This window comes from Allobosea sp. NPDC003192, assembly GCF_050275675.1.
Lineage (GTDB): Bacteria > Pseudomonadota > Alphaproteobacteria > Rhizobiales > Beijerinckiaceae > Allobosea.
Genome location: NZ_JBNNPK010000001.1, coordinates 367,854 through 392,295, shown reverse-complemented (window position 1 = coordinate 392,295; position 24,442 = coordinate 367,854). Strand labels below are relative to the sequence as shown.

28 protein-coding genes are annotated in these 24,442 nt (G+C 63.9%); 17 read left to right on the top strand and 11 right to left on the bottom strand.

Annotation, left to right across the window (positions count from 1 at the left end; genetic code table 11):
• Positions 1–182 precede the first annotated feature (182 nt).
• From ACQKLX_RS01810 to ACQKLX_RS01770, 9 genes are all read right to left on the bottom strand, one after another.
• Entirely contained in the window at positions 183–1,013 is an 831-nt protein-coding gene (locus ACQKLX_RS01810; protein ID WP_427358950.1) for a shikimate dehydrogenase family protein, read from the bottom strand.
• Positions 1,010–2,065: a Gfo/Idh/MocA family protein gene (locus tag ACQKLX_RS01805; RefSeq protein WP_427358948.1), complete on the bottom strand. Its 1,056-nt coding sequence runs from the start codon at positions 2,063–2,065 to the stop codon at positions 1,010–1,012. Before ACQKLX_RS01805 ends, ACQKLX_RS01810 begins: the two co-directional genes overlap by 4 nt.
• A gap of 11 nt (positions 2,066–2,076) precedes the next feature.
• Positions 2,077–2,526 carry a type II 3-dehydroquinate dehydratase gene (gene aroQ, locus ACQKLX_RS01800; RefSeq protein WP_091837231.1) on the bottom strand — a complete coding sequence of 150 codons (450 nt, stop codon included), beginning with the start codon at positions 2,524–2,526 and terminating at the stop codon, positions 2,077–2,079.
• A gap of 23 nt (positions 2,527–2,549) precedes the next feature.
• Positions 2,550–3,281, bottom strand: a complete 732-nt coding sequence (locus ACQKLX_RS01795) for an amino acid ABC transporter ATP-binding protein (RefSeq protein ID WP_427359267.1) — start codon at positions 3,279–3,281, stop codon at positions 2,550–2,552.
• Between the two features lie 71 nt (positions 3,282–3,352).
• Positions 3,353–4,180, bottom strand: coding sequence for a transporter substrate-binding domain-containing protein (locus ACQKLX_RS01790; RefSeq protein ID WP_427359265.1), 828 nt, complete (start codon positions 4,178–4,180; stop codon positions 3,353–3,355).
• Positions 4,181–4,236: 56 nt separating this feature from the next.
• On the bottom strand, positions 4,237–4,878 hold the full coding sequence (locus tag ACQKLX_RS01785) for an amino acid ABC transporter permease (protein ID WP_427358946.1): 642 nt from the start codon (positions 4,876–4,878) through the stop codon (positions 4,237–4,239).
• 7 nt (positions 4,879–4,885) lie between these two features.
• Positions 4,886–5,554 (bottom strand): amino acid ABC transporter permease, encoded by a 669-nt coding sequence (locus tag ACQKLX_RS01780; protein ID WP_427358944.1) that lies wholly within the window; start codon positions 5,552–5,554, stop codon positions 4,886–4,888.
• A gap of 75 nt (positions 5,555–5,629) precedes the next feature.
• Complete coding sequence (locus tag ACQKLX_RS01775) at positions 5,630–6,448, bottom strand: TIM barrel protein (RefSeq protein WP_427358942.1); 819 nt, start codon at positions 6,446–6,448, stop codon at positions 5,630–5,632.
• Positions 6,445–7,161, bottom strand: a complete 717-nt coding sequence (locus ACQKLX_RS01770) for a GntR family transcriptional regulator (RefSeq protein WP_427359264.1) — start codon at positions 7,159–7,161, stop codon at positions 6,445–6,447. The genes ACQKLX_RS01775 and ACQKLX_RS01770 overlap by 4 nt, the downstream gene beginning before the upstream one ends.
• A 287-nt stretch (positions 7,162–7,448) precedes the next feature.
• Between ACQKLX_RS01770 and ACQKLX_RS01765 the strand changes: the two genes are divergently transcribed.
• The 3 genes from ACQKLX_RS01765 to hpaI are packed head-to-tail and all read left to right on the top strand — an operon-like array spanning position 7,449 to position 9,933.
• A complete protein-coding gene (locus tag ACQKLX_RS01765) occupies positions 7,449–8,342 on the top strand; it encodes a dioxygenase family protein (RefSeq protein WP_427358940.1) in 894 nt (297 codons plus the stop codon).
• 31 nt (positions 8,343–8,373) lie between these two features.
• Positions 8,374–9,156: a 2-oxo-hept-4-ene-1,7-dioate hydratase gene (gene hpaH, locus ACQKLX_RS01760; RefSeq protein ID WP_427358938.1), complete on the top strand. Its 783-nt coding sequence runs from the start codon at positions 8,374–8,376 to the stop codon at positions 9,154–9,156.
• Between the two features lie 9 nt (positions 9,157–9,165).
• A complete protein-coding gene (gene hpaI, locus ACQKLX_RS01755) occupies positions 9,166–9,933 on the top strand; it encodes a 4-hydroxy-2-oxoheptanedioate aldolase (RefSeq protein WP_427358936.1) in 768 nt (255 codons plus the stop codon).
• Between the two features lie 128 nt (positions 9,934–10,061).
• On the opposite strand, the gene ACQKLX_RS01750 is transcribed toward hpaI, so the two are convergent.
• Both ACQKLX_RS01750 and ACQKLX_RS01745 read right to left on the bottom strand, forming a co-directional pair.
• Positions 10,062–10,835, bottom strand: coding sequence for an IclR family transcriptional regulator (locus tag ACQKLX_RS01750; protein WP_427358934.1), 774 nt, complete (start codon positions 10,833–10,835; stop codon positions 10,062–10,064).
• A 1-nt stretch (position 10,836) separates the two neighbouring features.
• Positions 10,837–11,610, bottom strand: coding sequence for an IclR family transcriptional regulator (locus tag ACQKLX_RS01745; RefSeq protein ID WP_427358932.1), 774 nt, complete (start codon positions 11,608–11,610; stop codon positions 10,837–10,839).
• A gap of 117 nt (positions 11,611–11,727) precedes the next feature.
• Between ACQKLX_RS01745 and ACQKLX_RS01740 the strand changes: the two genes are divergently transcribed.
• The 14 genes from ACQKLX_RS01740 (at position 11,728) to ACQKLX_RS01675 (ending at position 23,955) form a co-directional block, all read left to right on the top strand.
• Positions 11,728–12,576 (top strand): shikimate dehydrogenase family protein, encoded by an 849-nt coding sequence (locus ACQKLX_RS01740; protein WP_427358930.1) that lies wholly within the window; start codon positions 11,728–11,730, stop codon positions 12,574–12,576.
• Between the two features lie 42 nt (positions 12,577–12,618).
• Positions 12,619–13,287 (top strand): amino acid ABC transporter permease, encoded by a 669-nt coding sequence (locus ACQKLX_RS01735; protein ID WP_427358929.1) that lies wholly within the window; start codon positions 12,619–12,621, stop codon positions 13,285–13,287.
• 7 nt (positions 13,288–13,294) lie between these two features.
• Positions 13,295–13,945, top strand: a complete 651-nt coding sequence (locus ACQKLX_RS01730) for an amino acid ABC transporter permease (RefSeq protein WP_427358927.1) — start codon at positions 13,295–13,297, stop codon at positions 13,943–13,945.
• A gap of 37 nt (positions 13,946–13,982) precedes the next feature.
• A complete protein-coding gene (locus tag ACQKLX_RS01725) occupies positions 13,983–14,828 on the top strand; it encodes a transporter substrate-binding domain-containing protein (RefSeq protein WP_427358926.1) in 846 nt (281 codons plus the stop codon).
• Between the two features lie 50 nt (positions 14,829–14,878).
• Positions 14,879–15,649: an amino acid ABC transporter ATP-binding protein gene (locus ACQKLX_RS01720; RefSeq protein ID WP_427358924.1), complete on the top strand. Its 771-nt coding sequence runs from the start codon at positions 14,879–14,881 to the stop codon at positions 15,647–15,649.
• A 55-nt stretch (positions 15,650–15,704) separates the two neighbouring features.
• The gene (locus ACQKLX_RS01715; protein WP_427358923.1) at positions 15,705–16,172 is read left to right on the top strand and encodes a MaoC family dehydratase; all 468 of its coding nucleotides are present in this window, start codon (positions 15,705–15,707) and stop codon (positions 16,170–16,172) included.
• Complete coding sequence (locus tag ACQKLX_RS01710) at positions 16,172–17,701, top strand: acyl CoA:acetate/3-ketoacid CoA transferase (protein WP_427358921.1); 1,530 nt, start codon at positions 16,172–16,174, stop codon at positions 17,699–17,701. The genes ACQKLX_RS01715 and ACQKLX_RS01710 overlap by 1 nt, the downstream gene beginning before the upstream one ends.
• Positions 17,702–17,730: 29 nt before the next feature.
• A complete protein-coding gene (locus ACQKLX_RS01705) occupies positions 17,731–18,717 on the top strand; it encodes an aldo/keto reductase (protein ID WP_427358919.1) in 987 nt (328 codons plus the stop codon).
• Positions 18,718–18,945: 228 nt separating this feature from the next.
• Positions 18,946–19,302 (top strand): ArsR/SmtB family transcription factor, encoded by a 357-nt coding sequence (locus tag ACQKLX_RS01700; RefSeq protein WP_427358917.1) that lies wholly within the window; start codon positions 18,946–18,948, stop codon positions 19,300–19,302.
• The gene (locus tag ACQKLX_RS01695) at positions 19,295–19,819 is read left to right on the top strand and encodes an arsenate reductase ArsC (protein ID WP_427358915.1); all 525 of its coding nucleotides are present in this window, start codon (positions 19,295–19,297) and stop codon (positions 19,817–19,819) included. Before ACQKLX_RS01700 ends, ACQKLX_RS01695 begins: the two co-directional genes overlap by 8 nt.
• Positions 19,820–19,826: 7 nt before the next feature.
• Entirely contained in the window at positions 19,827–20,879 is a 1,053-nt protein-coding gene (gene arsB, locus ACQKLX_RS01690) for an ACR3 family arsenite efflux transporter (RefSeq protein ID WP_427358914.1), read from the top strand.
• Between the two features lie 58 nt (positions 20,880–20,937).
• On the top strand, positions 20,938–21,252 hold the full coding sequence (locus tag ACQKLX_RS01685) for an ArsR/SmtB family transcription factor (RefSeq protein WP_427358913.1): 315 nt from the start codon (positions 20,938–20,940) through the stop codon (positions 21,250–21,252).
• A 58-nt stretch (positions 21,253–21,310) separates the two neighbouring features.
• Positions 21,311–22,705 carry an FAD-dependent oxidoreductase gene (locus ACQKLX_RS01680; protein ID WP_427358911.1) on the top strand — a complete coding sequence of 465 codons (1,395 nt, stop codon included), beginning with the start codon at positions 21,311–21,313 and terminating at the stop codon, positions 22,703–22,705.
• Positions 22,702–23,955, top strand: a complete 1,254-nt coding sequence (locus ACQKLX_RS01675; protein ID WP_427358910.1) for an MFS transporter — start codon at positions 22,702–22,704, stop codon at positions 23,953–23,955. The genes ACQKLX_RS01680 and ACQKLX_RS01675 overlap by 4 nt, the downstream gene beginning before the upstream one ends.
• Positions 23,956–24,442: the final 487 nt, after the last annotated feature.

Genomic DNA, 24,442 nt, shown 5'->3' with positions numbered 1-24,442 from the left:
GCTCTCCCGATGTCCGCTTCCGGGCGGTGTGCCAATGTCCGGTCATGGCGCTGATCGGCCAACTACTGGCCGAAGCGGCGAACTTTGACCATCGTCGATATCTTCAGCCGGTTTTCTCAGGTTTGGACGTCCGCTTCGTTCAACGCTTGCTCGCCGGAACTCGACGGCGAGCGACATCGCCATCAATTGAAACTCGCAATGCGGCGCAAATCCTCGGCGGTGGTCGAAGGCAGCCCGAAGAACTCCAGATAGGCAGGAATCTGCTCGAACAGCATGTCGGTGCCGACCTGCACTTCGCAGCCGCGCCGCTGAGCCTCCGCCAGGAAAGGCGTTATGGTTCGGGCCATGACCACCTCGCCGACGAATGCGGTGGGGGCGAGCCCCTCGACCTCGAGCGGCAGGGGATCATCCGGCTTCATGCCCAGCGGCGTCGCATTGACGACAATGTCGAAACCGGTCGGATCGTTCGAGCCCGTCGAAACCTCGAGTGCGGAATAGTAGCGCGCGAGCCGTCCGCCAAGCGCTTCGGCCGCTCCGGCGTTCATATCGAACAGGCCGAGCTCGGCAACGCCGGCCTTGGCGAGCGAGGCGGCGATGGCCGAGCCCACGCCTCCAGCGCCGACGACCAGTGCCCGCGCGCCATCGATCCTGCGGCCCTTGCGCAGCACACCGCGCACGAAGCCCTCACCGTCGAACATGTCCCCGGTCAGCCGGCCGTCGGCCTCCCGGCGCACGGCATTGCAGGCTCCGGCGATCGCAGCCGTCGGCATCAGTTCGTCGACGAGGCCGGTCGTCACGACCTTGTGCGGCATGGTGACGAGCGCGCCATGCGCATTGGAGAGCCGGAAGAACAGCTTGAGGAAACTGGGATAGTCCTCGCTGCGGCTGCCCATTGGGACAACGATCGCATCGATGCCCTCGCGCTCGAAATAGGGATTGTAGATCAGCGGAGCCTTGAAGCTCTCGGTCGGATAGCCGAGATGGCCAATCAAGCGCGTGGTGCCGGTAATCATTCTGCGCTCGCAACTGGATCGGACAGAAAAATCGTATCGCCTGAATTTGCGGAGCGCTTGACGGCGTCTATGACGGCGAGCGTCGCGAGGCCTTCGCGCCCGGAGGCGATCGGTGCGGCGCCATTGCGAATGACGTCGCAGAAATGTCGGATCTGGACCTTGAGCGGATCCTCGTGGGCGAACGGCACCCGCTCGCGCTGCAATGGCTCCCACCAGCTGCGCTTGTCGCGGTTCGACCACACCTCGAGCTGTGGCACCGTCAAGGCTCCATGGGTGCCGCCGATCTGGTAGCAGCCTTGGTCCTGCTGCGGATAGACGGGGTTCTCCCCGGTCGTGAGCTCCCAGCTCCACGGCGCCACGATCGAATCCGACACGTTCACCGTGCCCAAGGCTCCGCTCGCGAAGCGGAGCAGGATGACGGCCGTCTCCTCGACAGCATGTCCCCGGACGGCGTTCGAGCTTTGCGCCTGTACGGAGACGACCTCACCGCACAGGTAACGGAACAGATCGACGTCATGGATCAGGTTGAGGAGCACAGGACCCGCGCCTTCCTCCCGCCGCCATTCGACATCGAAGTAGTCATCCGGCTTCATCAGCCAGAAATGTCCGTGCAGGGACAGGACGCGGCCGAGCCTGCCGCTGTCGATGATCTCCTTGGCCTTGGCGATCATGGGATTGTAGCGACGGTGATGGCCGACCAGGAGCGGAACCGAAGCCCGCTCCGCAGCCTCCACCAGCCGCGCGCCTTCGGCCAAATCGTCGGCGATCGGCTTTTCGACGATGGCTGGGATGCCGGCATCGATCGCCTCCAGTCCGTTCGCGACGTGGAGCTGGTTGGGTGTCGCGATGATCACGCCTTCCGGCCGATTCTCGGCGATCATATCGCCAAAGCTGCGATACCAGCGCGCGCCCAGCCGCTCGGCCAATGTCCTGCCGATCTCGGAAGGGTCCACGATGGCGCCGAGAGTGGTGCCGGCTTCGCCGGCGACGTGCTCGGCGTGACGCTTGCCGATCAGCCCGGCTCCCATCACCGCGATCTTCACGGGAGTCATCGGATCGATCCTCACGCGGCCTTCTCGTCGATGAGCCTGGCGACGCGCCGCAAAGCGAGCTGGTAGCCCTGCGTGCCGAAGCCGGCGATGACGCCGTCGGCGCGCAGCGAGACATAGGAATGGTGCCGGAAGGCCTCGCGCTTGTGCACATTCGAGATGTGGCACTCGATGACGGGCGCCTCGAACGTGTTCAACGCGTCGAGGATCGCGACCGAGGTATGGGTGAAGGCGGCCGGGTTGATGACGATGCCGCCGGCGGTCTCTCGGGCCTCGTGAATCCAGTCGATGATCTCGTATTCGCGATTGGACTGGTGAAAGCGCAGCTCGAGCTTCAGCTCTTCGGCAAGCTTGCGGCAGTCGCGCTCGACATCGGCCAGCGTCTCATGGCCATAGATGTGCGGCTGGCGCTTGCCGAGCAGGTTGAGGTTGGGTCCGTTCAGGACATAGACGAGGCGTGACATCTGCGATCCGTTTATTGGGGTTGTCAGTGCTTGTGGAGGATTTCGCCGAGGAACTGCCGGGTCCGTTCGTGACGCGGATTCCGGAAGAACTCCTCCGGCGGCGCTTCCTCGACGATGGCGCCCGAGGCCATGAAGATGACTCGGTTCGCCACCTGCCGGGCAAAGCCCATCTCATGGGTGACGCAGATCATGGTCATGCCCTCGTCGGCGAGAGCGATCATGGTGTCGAGCACCTCCTTGACCATCTCGGGGTCGAGCGCCGAGGTCGGCTCGTCGAACAGCATGACTTTTGGCTTCATGCAAAGTGCCCGTGCGATCGCGACGCGTTGTTGCTGGCCGCCGGAGAGCTGGGCCGGGTACTTCTCCGCCTGTTCGAGGATCTTGACGCGCCCGAGCAGCTGACGAGCGGTTGTCTTAGCCTCCGCCTTGCTGGCGCCGAGCGAGCGCATCGGCGCCAGCATGCAGTTCTCCAGCACGGTCATGTGCGGGAACAGGTTGAAGTGCTGGAAGACCATGCCGACCTCGCGGCGAACGGCATCGATGGTCTTCGCGTCGTCTCCGAGCCGTGTTCCGCCGACCCGGATCTCACCCTTCTGGTAGCTTTCCAGATGGTTGATGCAGCGGATCAGCGTCGATTTGCCGGACCCTGACGGTCCGCACAGGACGATGCGTTCGCCCTTGCGGACAGAGAGGTTGATGTCGGTCAGGGCCTTGAAGTCGCCATACCATTTCTCGACATGGGTCATTGCGATCATGGCATCCGCCCCGCCCAAGGGCGCTTCGGCATTCGGCTGGTTCATGGCCCCGGTTCCGATCGGTTGTTCGTTCAGCTCACGACGAAGGGCACGCCTTCGACGCTGGCCGGGAATTCAGGCAGCGGCACCTTCATCCAGGTGGCATAGGCCTTGGCGAGCTCGCCATTGGCCTTGATCTTGTCGATGAAGCTGTTGAGCGCCGCGTTGATTTCCTTTTCGCCGAGACGGGTGCAGGCGCCGTTGTAAAGGCGCTGGAATTCGAGCTTGTCCTCGAAGGTGTCGGGCTTCTGCGCGTTGAGCCGCTGGACATAGAACATGTTGCCGCCCACAGCCTGCACCTGCCCCGACAGCAACGCCTGCATGGTCGCCGCATCGTCGTCATAGCGGCGGATCGTCGTGCCCTCGGGCGCATTCTTGGTGATCTGCGTATCCTGCGTGCTGGACCGGGGCACGCCGATCACCAGCTTGCCCATATCGGCATTGGTCTTGACGACGGTGCTCTTCGCCGCGACCAGCGTGATGTAGTTTGCCGCGTAGGGCTTGCTGTACTGAACGGCCTTGGCGCGCTCGGGCAGCATCGCCATGGTCGCGAACAGCACATCGACGCGCCCCGCGGTCAGCGCCGGAATCCGGTTTGCGACGGCGAGCGGCGAGAACTCGACCTGGACACCGAGCTCCTTGGCGAGGAGCTCGCCCATCGCAGCGTCGAGACCTTCCTGCTTGCCGCTGGAATTCACGAAGCCGAAGGGCGGATTGTCGCCCTGGATGCCGACGATCACCTTGCCACGCTTCTTGAGCTCGTCCGTCGTGACGGCGAAGGCCGCGCGAGTAAGTACGGCCGGCATTGCGAGACCGACCGCTCCAGTCATGAGCAGGCTGCGGCGGGTAGGCTTGAAGATCGACATGTTTCTCTCCCTTTGTCGTTGTTGACGGGCAGGCGGTGAAGGAGGGCTGCTCAGCGCGCGGCAATGGCCATGCGGCGCTCCAGATGCGAGCCGTAGAGCGAGAGCGGCCAGCACAGCAGGAAGTAGAGGGCGCCGACGATCCCGAAGACGAGGAGCGGCTGGAAGATCTGGTTGGAGACGATGTTGCCGGCCCGGGTCAGCTCAGTGAAGCCGACGATGGCGGCGAGCGAGGTGCCCTTGATCAGCTGGACCAGGAAGCCGATCGTCGCCGGTAGCGAGATGCGGATCGCCTGCGGCAGGATCACGTCCCGCATCCGCGAGGCATAGTGCAGACTCAGGGCCTTGGCCGCTTCGGTCTGCCCCTTCGGCACGGCCTCGATCGAGCCGCGCCAGATCTCGCCGAGATAGGCGCTGGCATGCAGCGTGAAGCCGATCGCGACGGCGACCCAGGCGTCGAACTTGAGGCCGACCAGGGCCAGTCCGTAATAGACCACGAAGAGTTGCATCAGCAGCGGCGTGCCCTGGAACAGCGCGATATAGCCGGCCGTGATCCGCTCGAGCAGCGGCCGTCCCGAGACCCGCATCAGCGCGATGGCGAGCCCGAATACGCCCCCGCCGATGAAGCCGACGATGGAAAGCAGCACGGTCCATTTCAGACCGGTGAGCAGGAAGAGGAATTCGTTAGCTCCCATCGCGCCCTCACTTCACCGGATAGCTGAAGTAGCGGGTCGAGATCAGCGCGAAGAAGCGCATCATCACCCAGGAGATCACTAGGTAGAACAGCGTGATCGTGCCGTAGACCTCGAAGGAGCGGAAACTGTCGGACTCGATCCGCTGCGCCACCGAGGTCAGTTCATAGGCCGAGATCGCCGAGGCGATACTGGTCGTCAGCGTCAGCAGAACGAACTGACTGGTGAGCGAGGGAAAAATTGCGCGCAAGGCCGGCTTCAGCACGATCAACCGGAAGACCTGGGCCTTGTGCAGGCCGAGTGCGAGGCCCGCCTCGATCTGACCCTTGCTGATCGACTGCACACCGCCGCGAATGATCTCGATGGCATAGGCGCCGCCATTGATGCCGAGCGCGATGATCGCGGTCGGCGTCGGGTCGAGCTTCACGCCGATCAGCGGCAGCGCGAAATAGATGAAGTAGATCTGGACCAGGAAGGGCGTGTTGCGGATCAGCTCGACGAAACCCTTTACCAACCAGCGCACTGGAGCGATCTTCGAGTCGCGCAGGATCACGCCACCGACGCCGATGACGATGGCGAGCGCCATCCCACCCAAAGCGAGGCCGAAAGTCCCCAGGCACGCCATGAGCAAGGCTGGCATGCCTTCGATCACAGGCGTGAAATCGAACGTGTAGTTCATAACCTCTCCCGGGACGGCCAATCTTCTGAAGGATCGGTCCGGTGATTTCAGTGAGCGCCGCGCAGGGCGGGCGGGTTACGTCGCGGACATTCTCGTGCGGAGTATCCTGGTTGTGGCGTCGAAGAGCGCCCGCAGATGAGCTTCGTCGGTTTCAGCGCCCTTCGGGACTTCGACCGAGATCACGGCGTCCTGCGGAATGACGCTGAGGAGGTCGCCGAGCGGCAAAGCTCCGAGCCCGGGGAGCAACCGTCCGCCACGTGCCTCGGCAATCAGCGCCGCAGTGTCCTGGGGGCGCCCGGCGTGCGCATCGCAAAGCTGAACGCTGCGGATCATGCTCGGCGGCAGGCCGGACAAATCTCTCAGACTGCTGCCCGAGCGCGCCAAATGCAGCGCGTCGACGAGCACGCCGACATTCGTCATTCTTGTCGCGGCGACAGCCCTGACTGCGGCGTCGAGCGTTCCAATCTGCCGCCACGGCATGATTTCCAGATCGACTGCAATGCCGGCAGCGGCCGCCAATTCAGCCAAGGCCGAGAGGTTTGCGACGAAGCGACCATCGTCCGGGTCATCACCGCAAACGCTTAATCGGCGCGCACCGAGCTCCGCCGCAGAGTCCAAGACGGCCGAGAGATCCGTCGGCGAGAATGCACCGTCGACCACGACGAACTCGATGTCATAGACGCCGATCCCGGCCTGCCGAAGGGCGGCCTTGGTTTGATGCATCTCCGCACTGCCTGGCGCCAGCGTGTAGAATGGCGCTCCCGGGAAGGCTGGATGGAGCCGCAGGCCGACAGACGCATATCCGACCTGCCCAGCCAAATCGACGAAATCGGCCGGACGCATCTCGATGCAGGAGAAATGCGCGATACCCAGGGGCGGCGATGTCCGGCTCACGGCGCTATCCTGTCCGAGAGATGCGCGGCCAGATTGCTCCCGGTGCGATGGATGTGCTCCCGTAGGCGCTCGCAGGCGAAATCGGCGTCGCGCGCCACCGCGCCTTGCGCGATCTCGCTGTGCTCCATGCTGACGTTACGATCGCCGGATGTGCGAACGAGAAAGCTGCGGCGATAACGGTCGTTGAGGTTGAGAAGGGTTCGGCAGAAGCCCAGCAGGAGCGGCATCTGGCAGCCAGCGAGCAATGTGAGATGGAACTCCCGATGTAGCGCCTCCCAGCGCTCGAGTGTCGCCGGATCCGCCGGATTTCGTTCGGCGGTGTTCAGCCTATGGAGGGCCCTCATCACGTCGCCTTCCCACTCGGGAGGCGCAACCGACGTCGCCTGACGCAAGGCCAGCGTCTCGAACTCTTCGCGCAGCCTCGTGATCTCGCGAAGATCCGCCACCGACACCGGCGCGACGCGATAGCCGCGATTGTCTTCGAAGATGACCAGACCGTCCGGAATGAGCCGGGCGAGAGCCTCCCGCAGCGGACTCAGGGATACCGCGAAAATCTCGCGAGCCCTGTCGAGATTGATCTTGGCGCCGGCCTCTAGCTGGCCCGAAACGATCGCTTCGCGCAGACGCTCGACCAGCTGGCTTGCGATGGTGTTCTTGCCGTCGTCGACAAGCGCACTCTGCCAAGCCCCCGCGCCATCCGCTCCGGCGTTCAGCGCGGCCGCAGCGCGAGCCTCCGACACTGTTCTCTTGGGAGCACCGTCAGCAGTCACTGCGGGAACCTCGCACGCCATGTCACTCCGCAGCTCTTAAATAAACGATTATCTTAAGTCAACTCTGCCTCTGGCTTGTCCGTAAATCTGCATAAAAGTATGATATTTCAATATGATGATAAGATTTCTGAGGTGGAGTGCCGTCTCTTTGGGCGCCAAGGATTGACAGATCATCGATTATTTCTGATAAGCCGCAGCCGCCTGCAGAAAAGTGCCAGGGGAGATGAGGCATGCTTATCGAGCGACAGCAGGACGTTACGCCGGCCGTCCTTGAGGTCATGAAGCGAACGCAGAATCCGCGGATGCGCGAGATCATGGTTTCGCTGGTGACGCATCTGCACGGCTTCATCCGCGACGTCCGCCTCACCGAGGCCGAATTCCGTGACGCGACGGCCATGCTGAACGAGATCGGCGCGCTCGCATCCGACACCCACAACGAATTTGTCCTGATGTCCGGCTCGCTCGGCGTTTCCTCTCTCGTCTGCCTGCTCAACAATGGCGATGGCGGCAACACGGAGACATCGCAGTCCCTGTTGGGTCCGTTCTGGCGGCTGAATTCTCCGCGGGTGGCAAATGGTGGCACGATCGTTAGATCGGACACCGCCGGGGACCCATTGTTCGTCAGCGCTCGGGTCGTCGATGGCGCCGGCCGGCCGATCGCGGGCGCCGAGGTCGATGTCTGGCACGCCTCGCCTGTGGGGCTCTACGAAAACCAGGATCCCGAGCAGGCCGAGATGAACCTGCGCGGCAAATTCACCACCGACGCCGATGGCCGCTTCTGGTTCAGCTCGGTGATGATGGTCGGCTATCCCATTCCGACGGATGGCGTGGTCGGCCGCCTGCTGAAGGCACAGGATCGCCATCCCATGCGGCCGGCCCATCTGCATGCGCTGATCTTCAAGCCGGGCTTCAAGGTCCTGATCTCGCAGGTCTACGACTCCAACGATTCCCACATCGGGTCGGACGTCCAGTTCGGCGTGACCAAGGCGCTGCTCGGCGACTTCGTCCGCCATGACGAGCCCCACCCTGTCGAGCCCCGCGTCAGCGCTCCCTGGTATTCGCTCGACTACACCTACGTCATGGAGCCGGGCGAGGCCGTGCTGCCCCGGCCACCGATCAAGTAAGTCCGCCATCGAAGTCGGAAGGAAGCGCGTCGTGTTGACCGAAGAAGACCACCGCAAGGCCGCCGAAGCCATCCTGAAGGCCGAGCGCGAGCGGGTGCCGTGCCCACAGCTTTCAAAGACCTTTCCTAATATGGAGATCGCCGACGCCTATCGCGTTCAGGATCTCTGGGCCGAGGCCCGGATCGCCAATGGCGCCCGGCTGGCCGGGCACAAGATCGGCCTGACCTCGCGCGCCATGCAGATGGCTTCGAAGATCACCGAGCCGGACTATGGCCGCATCCTCGACGACGCGCTCTACAATGACGGCGCCCGGATCAAGGCCGACAGCTTCATCAAGCCCCGGCTCGAGGTCGAACTCGCCTTCATCATGGGCGAAGACCTCTCCGGCCCGGCCTGCCGGGTCCACGATGTGATGCGCGCGACGGAATTCGTCGTTCCGGCGCTGGAAATCATCGACTACCGCACCGAGGTTCCGCGGGCCATCGTCGACACGATCGCCGACAACGCCGCCTTCGGCGCCATCGTTCTCGGCGGCCGCACGATCCGGCCCTTCGATGTCGACGTGCGCTGGATCGGCGCGACGCTGTCGCAGAACGGCATCATCGAGGAATCGGGCGTCTCGGCAGCCATCATGGGACATCCCGCAGCGGGCATCGCCTGGCTGGTCAACAAGCTGCACGACGTCGGGGCGGGCTTGAAGAAAGGCCAGATCGTGCTCGGCGGCTCCTTCACCCGGCCCGTCGACATCAAGAAAGGCGACGTCATCCATGCCGATTACGGCCCGCTCGGCGCCATCGGCGTGTCATTCATCTGAGGCGCTGCGGTGAACCTGCCGGAAAACCGCTTCAAGCGCGCCCTTCGCGAAGGCCGCCAGCAAATCGGCCTGTGGTGCAGTCTGCCGGGCAGCTATGCCGCGGAAGCCGTGGCCGGCTCGGGCTATGACTGGCTGCTCTTCGACACAGAGCACTCCCCCGGCGATCCGCTAACGGTCCTAGGCCAACTCCAGGCCGTCGCGCCCTATGACGTCTCGGCAGTGGTCAGGCCCGCCAGCAACGACACCGTCCTGATCAAGCGCTTTCTCGATCTCGGCGCGCAGACGTTGCTGATCCCCTATGTGCAGAATGCGGAGGAGGCGCGCGCCGCCATCGCCGCGATTCGCTACGCGCCCGAAGGGGTTCGCGGCGTCTCCGGCCTGACGCGCGCGACGCGCTTCGGCCGGGTCGCCGGCTATGCCAGGAAAGCCGCGGAGGAGCTCTGCCTGCTCGTCCAGGTCGAGACCGGTGAAGCGCTCGATCGGCTTGAGGAGATCGCCTCGGTCGAGGGTGTCGACGGGGTGTTCATCGGGCCGGCGGACCTTGCCGCGAGCCTAGGCCATGTCGGCGAGCCCGGACATCCGGAGGTCATCGCCGCCGTCGAGGATGCGATCCGCCGGATTCAGACGATTGGGAAGCCTGCGGGCATCCTGACGCCGGACACGGCCTTCGCCCGGCGCTGCATCGAGATCGGTACCCTCTTCACCGCCGTCGCGATCGACGTCGGCATCCTGGCAAGAGGCACCGAGGCCATAGCGCGCCAATTCAAAACCGAATAGCTGCAAACCGCCCGCGTACAGTCACACCGCAGGCACGAAACAAGGATAAGACCGTCTCGTTGAGCATCTCATCGCCCAGGTGGCCCTCGAGCCGTTCCTCATTGGGAGTGAGCGCTCGGACGGCAGAGCTAGTTCAAGCTGAACAAGGGCGATGAAGCCGCCGCCGCTCCCAGTTCATTCGCACTCGCCTGTAGCCAGGGAGCTATTTCAGACATCCGTTCCCGGCTCATGCGTATCGTCGGACCTGCGATGCTGATGGTTCCGACCGGCGGGCCAACCCCGCGCTTGCGAATAGCAGTGGCCATAGCAGAGGTGCCGATCTCATAGGCCTCGGTGACGCATGCGTATCCGAGCTTGCGCGTCTGCTCGATCTGATCGAGCAGTTGCTCGATCGTTGTTGGAGCATTGGGGCCCAAACCCGGCCGGTGAAGGCCTTGCTTCTTCACCACAGCCCGGACCTGCTCGTCGCCGAGACTTGCCAACCAAGCTTGCCCATTAGCGGTAGCGGAGAGGTAAACCTCGGTTTCGGTATGGGGCACGTAGAACAGGCCGCTTTGTGCACTCTGGGATTTGGCGACCCAGGTCAGATGGTCGCTTTCAACGACCGCGAGCCTCACCAACTCCCCGGTTCGCTTGGCGAGATCGTCGAGAATCGGCTGGACGAGATCGGTAATTCCGCTGGTTCCGAGATAGGCGAGACCCAGCGCTGCAAGCTTGACGCTGAGACGCACCTGGCCGTCCGGCGTGCGGAACACGAAGCCGCTCTCGACCAGCCCCTGCACCGTCCGCTCGGCCGCAGCATGGGGGATCATCAACAGACCGGCGAGTTCGCGCAGCGCTAAGCCATCTGGATACTGCGCCAGTGTTTCGAGCATACCCAAGGCACGGATACGGCTGGACATGTCAGTGCGCCGTCTCAGAGAATATTGGGAGTGCTTCGCTGGTCTTCGCTATCGCCTCCGCGGTCTCGCGGAGCGACGGCAGTATGCGGTCCATCGCTTCACTGGTCATGCGAATGACTGGACCTGCGACGCTGATCGTGCCGATGGGACGGTTTGAGCGCGTCCCGAAGATTGCAATCGCAATAGCCGAAGTTCCGGATTCGTAGGTCTCGAAGATCTTGGCATAGCCGAGTTCACGCGCCGTTTCGACGAAACCGAGCAACTCGCGCATGGTCCGTGGCGCGTTGGGGCCGTACCCTTCACGCTTCAGACCCTGTCTGGCCACCAGTTGCAGCACCTCGTCTTCTTCCAAGCACGAGAGCCAGGCATGACCGTTCGAGGTTGCCGCGAGATAGACCTCGGCGCCTTCATCCGGATTGTAGAGCAGGCCGCGACGGGCTCCTTGCGCCTTCGCAACGCGGATCAGCTTCTGCTCGTGGATCACCGCCAGCGTCACTAATTCGCCGGTCCCGTCCGCGAGCCGGTCGAGAAGCGGTTGGATCTTGGCGGTCATTCCCGCCGCGGCCAGATAGCTGAAACCCAGCGCCACGATCTTTGCCGTCAGCCGATAGGCCCCGCCATCGAATTCCTGGCGGATATAGCCTTCATCCTTGAGGTCGGCGAGCAGCCGGTGGGTCGCGCTGCGCGGGATCGCCAGCGTGTCGGCGATCGTCATCAGCGGCAGGCCCCCAGCGTGGCGGGACAACAGTTCGATGATCGCGATCGCTCGATCCATGACCCCTCCATTCCAATTGGATCTTATTCAGATTGGAACGTTGTGTCACTCGCCTTGACCGGAATGGAATTATGATCTTTATGGAATCAATTCCAGTTTTAGGGCGAGATGGATCGGGTGGAAACGACGCTTCGAGCCGCTGACGACGCAGATAGGTGCCGTGGCGCCACGTCCGGGCTGGGCATCTCCGGTCGGACGCGCCTCTTTGCCGTGCTGGGTGCGCCGGTCGCGCAGGTGATGGCGCCGGCGATGATGAACCGGCTTTTTGCCGAGCACGGCGTGGATGCGGTGCTGGTCCCGGTGGAGGTGTCGCCGGGTGACCTCGATGCCGCCGTCGACGGGATGAAGCGGATCGGCAACCTCGACGGCTTCCTTGTCACGGTGCCGCACAAGCTTGCTCTCTGCCGCCATGCGGATCACCTCGGCGATGCCGCAAGGCTGATCGGATCCGTCAATGCGATGCGGCGCGAGGCCGACGGATCCTGGTCGGGGGACAATTTCGACGGCGAGGGTTTCGTACGCGGCCTTCTTGGCGCCGATCGCCCCGTCGCGGGCAAGCGCTTCAGCCTCATTGGCGCCGGAGGGGCGGGAGTCTCGATTGCTGCCGCGGTCCTGCAGGCCGGAGCAGCCGGCTTGGCGATCGTCGATATCGATCCGTCGCGAGCGGAAGCGCTTGCTGCGCGCCTCGACACGCGCTGGCCGGGTCTTGCCCGGGCCGCGGCTGGCCCCGATCCGGCAAGCGACATGGTTGTGAATGCGACCCCGTTGGGCTTGCGGGACGGCGATCCACTGCCCTTCGCGCTGGATGGGCTCCGCCCCGGAGCCACCATCGCCGACATCATCATGAAGCCGGCTGAGACGCGGCTGCTGCGCGAAGCGGCCGCGCGCGGGTTCGGCACGCATCCGGGGCTTCCCATGCTGAGCGAGCAGATCCCGCTCTATCGGGAGTTTTTCCGCATTCCCTGAACCAACGACCCCGGCGGAAGACCGGGGCGCCTGGAGGAAACCTTGACCTATCAGTTCGATTTCTCGGTCCTGCTTCCCTATTGGGAGCAGTTGCTGCGCGGTTGCTGGCTGACGATCCTGCTCTCGGCTGTCTCGATCTCGGCAGGGCTCGTGATCGGCATCCTGACCGCGCTCGCCAAGCAGAGCCGCTTTGCTGCAGCCCGGATCGCGGCCGGCACCTATATCGAGATCATCCGGAACACGCCGTTCCTGGTGCAGGTCTTCTTCATCTTTTTCGGCCTGCCGGCGCTCGGCATCAGCTTCCAGCCCTGGAGCGCCGCGATCCTGGCGTTGAGCCTCAATTGCGGGGCCTTCGCGGCGGAAGTCATCCGTGGCGGCATCGACGCGATCGCGCGCGGCCAGTACGAGGCCGGGGCCGCCCTCGGCCTCAAGCCATTACAGATCTTCCGCTACATCGTCCTGAAGCCGGCCTTGCGGATCATCTTTCCGGCGCTGTCGGGCCAGTTCGTGCTGACGCTGCTGACGACCAGCATCGTCTCGTCGATCTCGGCGGAAGAATTGACCTCGATCGCCCAGTCGATCGACACGCTGACCTTCCGCAGCTTCGAGATCTACATCGTCGCGACGATCCTCTATCTGACGATGTCGTTCGGTTTCGCGACGTTGTTCAAGCTGATCGACCGCCTCTATTTCTCGTATCCGGTGAAGTGAGGACGGCATGATCAGGCAATTCGGTCTGCCGGAAGCGCTCGCCATCCTCTCAGGCGTGCAGGCGACGATCCTCCTCTCCTTGATCGCTTTCGCCGGTGGCGGTGTGGTCGGGCTTGCTATCGCCCTGATGCGTACTTCGGAACGCGCCTGGCTGCGGCGCTGCGCCGGCTTCTACATCGATTTCTTCCAGGGAACGCCGCTGCTGCTGCAGCTCTTCCTAGTGTTCTACGGATTGCCGGTGCTCGGCTACAAGGTGAACCCCTGGGTGGCGGTCGCGATCGGCTTCACGCTGCATGCCAGCGCCTTTCTGGGCGAGATCTGGCGCGGCAGCATCCAGGCGGTGCCGCGCGGGCAGACCGAAGCCGCCCATGCGTTGGGCCTGGGTTACGCCTCCCGCATGCGCGACGTGGTGCTGCCGCAGGCGATGCGGATCTCGGTCGCGCCGACCGTCGGCTTCATGGTGCAGCTCATCAAAGGCACTTCGCTTGCCGCGATCATCGGCTTCGTCGAACTGTCCCGCTCCGCCCAGATCATCGCCAGTGCGACCTACAAGCCGCTGCTCGCCTATGGCTGCGCCGCGGTCGTCTACTTCGTCCTCTGCTTCCCGCTTTCACGCCTGAGCATGCGCCTCGAGAAGCGCTTCGCCGTGAAGACCTGACGACCCCGCAGACAATACTCAACCGGAGGAAACATCAATGACATGGGTTCAATCGTTCCGCCGCACCGCGCTGGCATCGGCCATGCTCCTCGCCGCGGCTTCGGCTCTGGCCGGTGCCGCTGCCGCCCAGACCGTCGAGTCGATCAAGAAGGGAGGCGTGCTCAAGATCGGCTCGCAGGTCTCCCAGGTGCCCTGGGGCTTCAGCGACGCTTCCGGCAAGCTGACCGGCTTCGACATCGAGCTCGGCGAGATGCTGGCCAAGGATCTCGGCGTTAAGGCCGAGGTCACCCCGGTCACATCAAGCAATCGCGTCGCGGCGCTGCTGACCGGTCAGGTCGACGCACTGGCGGCGGTGATGGGCATCTTCGCCGATCGCCAGAAGGTGGTGCTGTTCTCGCGACCCTATACCACCAACGACACGATCTATATCGGCAAGGTCGGCGTCGACATCAAAGGCTGGAACGACCTGAAGGGCGTGCGCGTCGGCGTTCCGCGCGGGACGCCGCAGGATATCGCCATCACCAAGGCGGCGCCGGCCGGAGCGACGATCCAGCGCTTCGACGACGACGCCGCGACCGTGCAGGCGCTGATTGCGGGACAGGTCGACATGATCGGCGGCGCGGCAACGCAGGTCCCGAACCTTGCTCAGGTCGCTGGGCCGGGCAAGTTCGAGCAGAAGTTCGTCGTGGCGCGCGCCTACAACGCCTTCGCCGTGCGGCCGGCTTCGCGCGAATGGGCGAATTATCTCAGCGATTTCGTGGCCCGTAAGCTGGCGAGTGGCGAGCTGCCGGCACTCTACAAGAAGTGGATCGGCGGCGAACTCGGCCAGATGCCGACGACCGGCGAGGGCGAGGCCGCGCTCCCGGTTTCGATGGTGCAGTGAGCTGCGCGCGGGCGGCGCGAGCCGCCTGCCTTTCCCGAACGAGAACATCCATGTCTGACCAGCAAAATCGCGCGCCCTTGTCCGCCAAAGCTCTGATTGTCGAGATCGACGCTCTCCAGAAGTGGTTCGGCACATTCCAGGTCCTGAAGGACATCGGGCTCACGGTTGCGCGCGGGGAGCGGATCGTCATCTGCGGGCCGTCCGGCTCGGGCAAGTCGACGCTGATCCGCTGCATCAACAGCCTCGAGCGCTATCAGGAGGGACGCCTCGTCGTCGACGGTTACGATCTCGGCGCGGGGCAAAAGAACATCGATGCCGTGCGCGCCGAAGTCGGCATGGTGTTCCAGCAGTTCAACCTCTTTCCCCATCTGACAGTGATGGAGAACTGCATGCTGGCGCCGATGAAGGTGCGCGGCACATCGCGGCAAGAGGCGCAGGAGCTGGCGATGCGCTTCCTCGCGCGGGTGCGGATCGCCGACCAGGCGCAGAAACACCCAGCCCAGCTCTCCGGCGGCCAGCAGCAGCGGGTCGCGATCGCACGGGCACTTTGCATGACGCCGAAGATCATGCTGTTCGACGAGCCGACCTCGGCGCTCGACTCCGAGATGGTCAAGGAGGTGCTCGACACCATGGTCGGCCTCGCCGAGGACGGCATGACCATGCTCTGCGTGACCCACGAGATGGGCTTCGCCCGCATGGTGGCTGACCGCGTGATCTTCATGGACCGCGGCGAGATCATCGAGAGCGGCAAGCCGGAGCCGTTCTTCGCGAACCCGCAAAACCCCCGCACCCAGGCCTTCCTTGGGCAGCTCCTGCACTGACGCGCAGGCGGCCTGGCGGCGTCTGCCCCGACATTGTTTTCCAAAGGAATGAATCATGCTTCCGGGCAAGTTCTACGACGAGATCCAGATCGGCGACGAACGCCTTACGCCACGCGTCACCATCACCGAGGGTCATGTCCTCGCCTATGCGGGCGTCGCCGGCGATTTCTCCCCGATCCACATGGACGAGATCTACGCCCAGTCGACGGTCTTCGGCGGTCGCATCGCCCATGGGCTGATGGGCTTGTCGCTCACCGACGGCATGAAAGTGCAGTCAGGCTTCTTCCACGACGGCATCGCATTGGGCTGGAGCTGGAACTTCAAAAAGCCGATCCGGATCGGCGACACGCTTCAGGTGAAGTTCCGCATCGCGGATATGCGTATCCCGAAAAGCCGCGCCGACATGGGCATCCTGATCATCGCCATCGAGCTCCTCAACCAGCATGACGAGGTGGTCCAGGAGGGCGAGCACCGGCTGATGGTGCCACGCAAGCCGGAAGCCGCCTTGGCGGAGACCCGGTGATGGCTCGCGACAAGTTCATGAGCGCCGATCAGGCCGTCGGACTGATCAAGGACGGCGACACCGTTGCGCTCGTCGGTGGCGGTGGCGGGCTGATGGAGGCAACGCATACCTTCCGGGCCGTGTCGCGCCGCTTCCTCTCGACCGGATATCCGCGCAACCTCACCGTGCTGCATGCGCTCGGGATCGGCGACAAGAAGAGCGAGGGGATGAACCACTTCGCGCATGAGGGCCTGGTCAAGCGCGTCATCGGCGGCCACTGGGTCTGGTCGCCAAAGATGCAGGAGATGGCGCGCGACGAGAAGATCGAGGCCTATGTGCTGCCGAGCGGCTGCGTGATGCAGCTTTATCGCGAGATCGGCGGGCAGCGGCCCGGCCTGTTCACCCATGTCGGCCTCGGCACCTTCGTCGACCCGCGGCACCAGGGCGGCAAGATGAACGCCTCCGCCAAGGAGGACCTGGTCGAGGTCGTCAATCTCGGTGGCCAGGAACTGCTCTGGTACAAGTCGTTCCCGATCAATGTCGCGATCATCCGCGGCTCCTTCGGCGACGCCGACGGCAATGTCAGCCTCGATCAGGAGGCCGCGAATGTCGACGTCTATGCCGCCGCCCTCGCGGCGCATAATTCGGGCGGCATCGTCATCGCGCAGGTCCGCACGGCGGTGGACGTCAACTCGCTGCCGGCGCGATCCGTCCGGGTTCCCGGCGCCATCGTCGATGCCGTCGTGGTCGACCCCGATCAGCGCATGAGCTACGATCTGCCCTACGATCCGCTGATCTCCGGCGAGCGCCGCGGTCCCACGCCCCTCGACCCGCCGGAACCGCTCAACATTCGCTCGCTGATCGCGCGGCGCGCCTATCGGGAGCTGACCGATGGCGACGTCATCAATTTCGGCGTCGGCATAGGGGAGGGGGTCGCCAAGATGGTGGCCGAGCGCGGCGAGGTCGAGCGCTACTATCAAACGATCGAGCACGGCACCTATGGCGGCTCTTTGCTCGTCGGGCTGCTTTTTGGCTTCGCGCGCAGCGCCTCGGCCATGATCGACGGGCCCTCGCAGTTCGACTTTTACGCCGGAGGTGGACTCGACACCGCCTTTCTCGGTTTCGGCGAGCTGGACGAGGCGGGCGACGTCAATGTCTCAAAGCTCGGTGGCCTGACCGTCGGTCCTGGCGGCTTCATGGATATTGCCCAGAACGCCAAGAAAGTCGTGTTCTGCGGCACCTTCGACACCAAGGGTAGCAAGCTGGAGGTCGCCGGCGGCAAGCTGACGATCGCGCAGCACGGCCATGTGCGAAAGCTTGTCGGCAAGGTCGAGCAGATCACCTATTCCGGCAGGCAGGCGCTAAAACGCGGCCATAAGGCGGTCTTCGTCACGGAGCGGGCCGTGTTCCATCTCGCGCAGGAGGGCCTAGTCCTGAGCGAGATCGCGCCCGGCGTTGATATCCGCCGCGACATCCTTGAGCGGATGGACTTCGCGCCGCTCATCCCGCGCGATCCGAAGCTCATGGACAGTGCGATCTTCACCGACTGAACCGGTCTTTGATCCGTTCCGAGGACATCATGGAATACCGCAATCTCGGCCGCACAGGCCTGAAGGTCTCACGCATCGCCCTGGGTTGCATGAGCTATGGCGACCCGAACCGCGGCAACCATAGCTGGGTGATGAATGAGGAGGACGGGCGGCCCTTCATCCGCAAGGCGCTGGAAGCCGGCATCAACTTCTTCGACACGGCGAATGTCTATTCCGATGGCGCGAGCGAGGAGGTGCTCGGCCGCGCCATCCGCGACTTCACATCGCGTGAGTCCGTCGTCATCGCCACCAAGGTCTATGGCCGCATGCGCCCCGATGCCAACGGACAGGGCCTGTCGCGCAAGACGATCTTCGCGGAGATCGATGCCAGCCTGAAGCGCCTCGGCACCGACTATGTCGATCTCTACCAAATCCACCGCTGGGACTACGAGACACCGATCGAGGAGACACTGGAGGCGCTCAGCGACGTGGTACGAGCCGGCAAGGCTCGCTATCTCGGTGCGTCGTCCATGCATGCCTGGCAGTTCATGAAGGCGCTCGGCCTCCAGCACCAGCATGGCTGGGCGCCGTTCGTCTCGATGCAGAACCATCTCAATCTCCTCTACCGAGAGGAGGAGCGGGAGATGCTGCCACTTTGCCGTTCCGAGGGCATCGGCGTCGTGCCCTGGTCGCCCTTGGCTCGAGGCCGTCTGACGCGCCCCTGGCAGGACGAGCCCGCAACGGCGCGCGCTGCGACGGACGAGGTCGGCAGGGGCTTCTACGAGAAGGCCAAGAGCGCCGATCGCGCCGTGGTCGAGCGGGTCGGGGACATTGCCGAGCAGCGCGGCGTCCCGCGCGCTCAGGTGGCCCTCGCCTGGCTGCTTCAGAAGGAGGGCGTCACCTCTCCGCTCGTCGGAGTCACGAAAATGGTGCAGCTCGATGATGCATTGGCGGCGCTGTCGCTGCGCCTATCGGACGCTGATATTCAGGCGGTAGAAGAGCTCTACGTGGCCCACGAGGTGGCAGGCTTCGCTTAAGACGGACGATTGCCTAACGATTCTACTGGCATGGACACGTCGAACTTTGGCAACGATCTACCCCAAATTCAGCCTGCGAATGTCCGCTTGCGGGCACTGACCCAACGTCCGGAGTTGGCGCGCTGCTTCATTTCAATCTCTACGGGGTCGGCAGCTCGCCGCAGCTAATGGGAGGGTTCAGCGGCCAGCGACTTGCGTCGACCTTAATATGTCGATAAGTCTCGACATATGAAAAATGGACAGGTCATTCTCGCACTCGCTGCGTTGGCGCAGAGCACCCGTCTCGACGTGTTTCGTCTGCTGGTAACAGCCGAGCCCGACGGTTTGCCCGCCGGCGAAGTCGCGCGGCGGCTGGACGTTCCGCACAACACGATGTCCTCGCATCTGGCCATCCTCAGCCGCGCCGGGCTCGTGCGCTCCGAGCGCTTCAGCCGCTCGATCGTCTACCGGGCGGATCTCGATGAGCTGCGTTCTGTCGTCGCCTTCCTCCTCAAGGATTGCTGTGGCGGTCGTCCGGAGATCTGCGCCCCTCTGCTCGCCGAGCTCACCCCCTGCTGCCCACCGAAGGTCACGACCGATGCCTGATCGCGTCCACAATGTGCTGTTTCTGTGTACCCATAATTCGGCCCGCTCGATCATGGCCGAGGCACTCCTGAACCATCTTGGCGAAGGGCGTTTTCATGCCTTCTCCGCTGGCAGCGAAGGTGGCCCTGGTCCAAAGCCGATGGCTCTTAAAGTGCTTGAGGCGGAGGGCATTCCGACCGCAGGCCTGTCGTCGAAGACCTGGGATGTGTTCGCCGCGCCCGGTGCGCCCGTCATGGACATGGTCGTCACCGTCTGCGACCAGGCGGCCGGCGAAGTCTGCCCTTACTGGCCAGGCCAGCCGATCACCGCGCATTGGGGGATCGAAGACCCTTCGAACGTTGAGGGAAGCGAGATCGAGCGCGAGCGCGCCTTCGTGACCGCGCTGCGCTACCTGCGCAATCGCATCAACGTCCTGCTCTCGCTGCCAGTCGCCAGCCTTGACCAGATGGCCCTGTCGCAGCGAGTTCGGCAGATCGGCGCGCTCGAAGGCGCGACCCAGCGCGCGAAGCCGGGCTGAGGCGCTCATGTCCACCTTTGAACGCTATCTCACCGTCTGGGTCGCACTGTGCATCGTTGTCGGCATCGCGCTCGGCCATGTCATGCCCGGCGTCTTCCAGGCGATCGGCGCGGCCGAGATTGCCAAGGTCAACCTGCCGGTGGCGGTGCTGATCTGGCTGATGGTCATCCCGATGCTGCTAAGAATCGACTTCGCGGCGCTCGGACAAGTCGGCAGGCATTGGCGGGGCATCGGCGTCACGCTCTTCATCAACTGGGCGGTGAAGCCGTTCTCAATGGCTGCGCTGGGCTGGATCTTCATCGCCTGGCTGTTCCGCCCATGGCTGCCGGCCGACCAGATCAACAGCTACATCGCCGGTCTGATTATCCTCGCCGCCGCGCCTTGCACGGCCATGGTCTTCGTCTGGTCAAATCTGACCAAGGGCGAGCCACATTTCACGCTGAGCCAGGTCGCGCTGAACGATGCGATCATGGTCGTGGCCTTCGCCCCGATCGTCGGTCTGCTGCTCGGTTTGTCGGCGATCACCGTGCCATGGGGAACGCTGGTCCTGTCGGTCGTCCTCTACATCGTCATTCCGGTGATCGTCGCGCAGCTCGTCCGCAGCCGTATCCTGGCTAGCGGCGGCCAAGCAGCGCTGGAACGCCTTCTCGGCCGGCTCGGCCAGGTATCGCTGGTGGCGTTGCTCGCGACGCTCGTACTGCTCTTCGGCTTCCAGGGCGAGCAGATTCTGGCGCAGCCGATGATCATCGCGCTCCTAGCGGTACCGATCCTGATCCAGGTCTATTTCAATGCCGGGCTGGCCTATCTGCTGAACCGGATTGCCGGGGAGCAGCACTGTGTTGCCGGCCCGTCCGCTCTGATCGGCGCCTCGAACTTCTTTGAGCTCGCCGTAGCAGCCGCGATCAGCCTGTTCGGATTCAACTCCGGTGCAGCGCTCGCCACAGTCGTCGGCGTCCTGATCGAGGTTCCCGTCATGCTGACCGTGGTTTGGATCGTGAACGGCTCGAAGGGCTGGTACGAGCGCGGACGCGGCGTCCGAAAAGTGCAGGCGGCCGAGTAATTCGGCGATTGTCGAAATAGCGCTTGACGGCCTCCCGGCAAAAGCGCAGTTTATTTCCATGAAAGTCGAAGAAGCAGCAAAACAGCTTGAGGCGCTTGGCAATCCGACGCGCCTTGAGCTCTATCGGGTCCTCGTCCGCGCCGGCCATAGCGGCTTGCCGGTCAATCAGGTGCAGGAGCGTTTGGGCATTCCCGCATCGACCCTCTCGCATCACCTTCAGCGCCTCGTGCAGAACGGCTTGGTCACGCAAGAACGGCAAGCCACGACCCTGATTTGCCGGGCCGAGTATCCTGCCATGGCTGCCCTGTTGGGCTTCCTTGCAGATGAATGCTGCGCCGATGAAGCCTGCTCGAGATCCAATCAGGCCGCCTGAGCAGCCTTTTTATTTTGCCCACTAATTCGATCCTTCTAGAATGATAGGAGAGCCAGTGATGATGGAGCTTCCGATTGCGGTTATCGGCGGCGGTCCAGTCGGCCTTGCCGCCGCCGCTAACCTGGTCGGCCGTGGCCTCGCCGTTAAAGTCTACGAAGCCGGCGCCGAGGCGGGCGCGAGCATCCGCGACTGGGGGCATGTTCGTCTGTTCTCGCCCTGGGCGTACAATATCGATCCCGCAGCCCGCTTGCTTCTGGAAAAGGCTGGATGGCAGGCGCCGGACGCAGCGCTCCATCCGACTGGGGAAGACCTCGTCCGCGAATATCTTGCTCCGCTCTCCCGAACGCCCGAACTGGCCCCGGTCATCGAGTATGGAGCTCGCGTGAGAGGCATCGGCCGTCGCGGCATCGACAAGGTCGTCAGCCGGGACCGCGAACTGCACCCTTTCCTGCTCACCATTGTCGACAGCGATGGGCGCGTCCGTCGCGAGCTTGCTCGGGCGGTGATCGATGCTTCGGGCACGTGGACATCGCCTAACCCGCTCGGCGCAGGCGGCGTCACTGCGGAAGGCGAGGACGCCTTTGCCGACCGGATCGCCTACAGCATCCCCGACGTGCTCGGCCGCGACCGGGCACGCTATGCCGGGTGCACGACGGTTGTTGTCGGCGCCGGCCATTCGGCAGCGAACGTGCTGCTCGATCTCGCTGAGCTCGCGACCGCCGAACCCACGACCGCGGCGATCTGGCTGACGCGCAGCAACAACCTGTCTCGCGTCTATGGCGCCGCCAATGACCAGCTCGCGGCGCGCGGGGATCTGGGACAAAGGCTGCGACAGCTTGTCGAAGCGGGCGGCATCAAGCTCGTCCCCGGTTTCGCGGCGACCGCTGTGCGGGAGGCGGATGGGCAGCTCGCGCTCGACGGCGAGACGCCTGACGGGCTTCGCTCGGTTTCCTCCGTCGATCAGATCGTCGTCTGCACTGGCCAGCGTCCGGATTTGACATTGACGCGCGAACTGCGCGTCGAGCTTGATCCATGGCTGGAGAGCACCAAGGCTCTTGGGCCGATGATCGATCCCAACTTGCATTCCTGCGGCTCGGTGCCCCCGCATGGCCACCGAGAGCTCTCCCATCCCGAGCCAGGCTTCTACACGATCGGCATCAAGAGCTATGGCCGCGCGCCGACATTCCTCATGCTGACCGGCTATGAGCAGGCTCGATCGGTGGTGGCGGCCATCGCTGGCGACATGACGGCTGCCGATCATGTCGAGCTCGTCCTGCCTGAAACTGGCGTGTGCACGACCGCTCCCGAAAGCGCGATTGGGTGCTGCGGCGGTCCCACTCCTGAGGCTTCCGATGCCTGCTGCGTCGAAGACGCCGCGGCCAAAACGCAGGGCAAGGCGGGCTGTGGCTGTGGTAGCCCTTCGAGGGTGAACGAGACAGTTCAAGCACGATGACGATTGCCGGCCATCCGGACACGAGCCCGGTCTCCCAAGGGGGGATCGGGCTCATCCTTGCCCTTGGCGCTACGCAGGTCGCCGGCTACGGCGCGCTGTATTATGCGTTCGCCGTCCTCGCGCCAGGCATTACCAGGAGCCTGGGCTGGGCTGCCGAATGGACTTATGGCGGCTTTGCTCTTGGACTGCTCGCCGGAGGCTTCGCCGCTCCCTTTGCTGGGCGCCTGATCGACAAATACGGCACGCGCTCGATGATGAGCATCGGCTGCGTGCTGGCGGGCCTGTCGCTCTTCGCCCTGTCCAAGGCGGAGGGGCTGGTCAGCTATTACGCGGCGATGATTGCCCTTGAGGTCGTATCGACGTTGGTTCTCTACGACGCCGCCTTTACAGCTCTCACACAAGCCCATGGCGCGAATGCCCGAAGGGCGATCAGCAAGCTGACATTGATCGGCGGCTTCGCCTCGACATTGTTCTGGCCACTCACCACCGTCCTGTTGGAGCAGGCCGATTGGCGCGCGATCTATCAGATCTATGCGCTCGGATACGTGGTCCTGGCGCTGCCCCTGCACCTCCTCCTGTTGCCGCCCGGCCGGGCGGCTCGAGCGATCAAGCCGATCCATCCGGGCGACGCGCCAAGCGCTGATGGCTACCTCGCCGGCTCCGCCCGCCAACGCGCGTTTGTCTTGCTGGCGCTCGCGTTCTCGCTGCAGGGCTTCGTCGTCTCGGCCATGTCGGTTCACATGCTGACGCTGCTGCAAGGCTTCGGCTTCAGCGCGGCGCTGGCGGTCACATTCGGAGCCATGGTCGGCCCCTCGCAGGTGACCGGGCGGCTCATCGAGATGCTGTTCGGCACCAATGTGCCGCCGGTGACCACGGCATGGGTCTCCGGCGCTCTCATGCCGCTCGGGTTCGCGCTGCTGGTGTTCGGTGGCGGGACGGCTGCGCTCGCCGGGCCTTTTGCTATCGCATATGGCGTGAGCATGGGCTTGAGCTCGATCGTGCGCGGAACGGTCCCGCTCCAGCTCTTTGGCCCAGTCGGCTACGGCGCAATGCTCGGCAAACTGTCCGCGCCGGGGCTGGCTATCCGCGCCGCCGCTCCGCTCGCATTCGCAATGATGATGGAGCGCGCGGGGCTGGCAGCTAGCACGGGGGTCCTGGTTGCTCTTTCCGGTACCGCAGCGTTGGCGCTGCTTCTGCTTGCGCGCGGTGTATCACGGTCAGGAACGGACCGCTATCGAAGCCCAACCTAATGTCCGCTTCCGGGAGACCTCTCAACGTCTGGCCTGCTGAAGCTAAGGCGGCAACTATCAGAGATAGGAATCCCGCCGGCGTTCGACCCACGTCAATCTGCTGCGACATTCTATTTGCGATCAGAGATCCCGATCGCATTCTGACTGCGTCAGCTTTCTAGGAAGTTGGCCCGACCTTTTCGAAGGCCGGGCTTTTTCCTTGCCGAGAGGCCGGTGTTTAGCCCCGTTCTGCGGAAGTACTTTGCCTCAGATTGCGGAAGTAGAGGGCCAGAATCCAATAGAGAGGATTCAATCATATCAACCACTTAGGTTTCTTGTTGCGGTAACACTATGCCTCATTCGACACGACTGCCGGCGAATTCGGCTGACGGGCGTATATAGCGGCCATCTACAGATTATTCTGCATTGATGGATTCTGCCGGTCGACGATCGGTTGTCGCCACTTGCTCCTGTTTGAGCGGAGTGGCGACAACTTCTATCGGTAAGA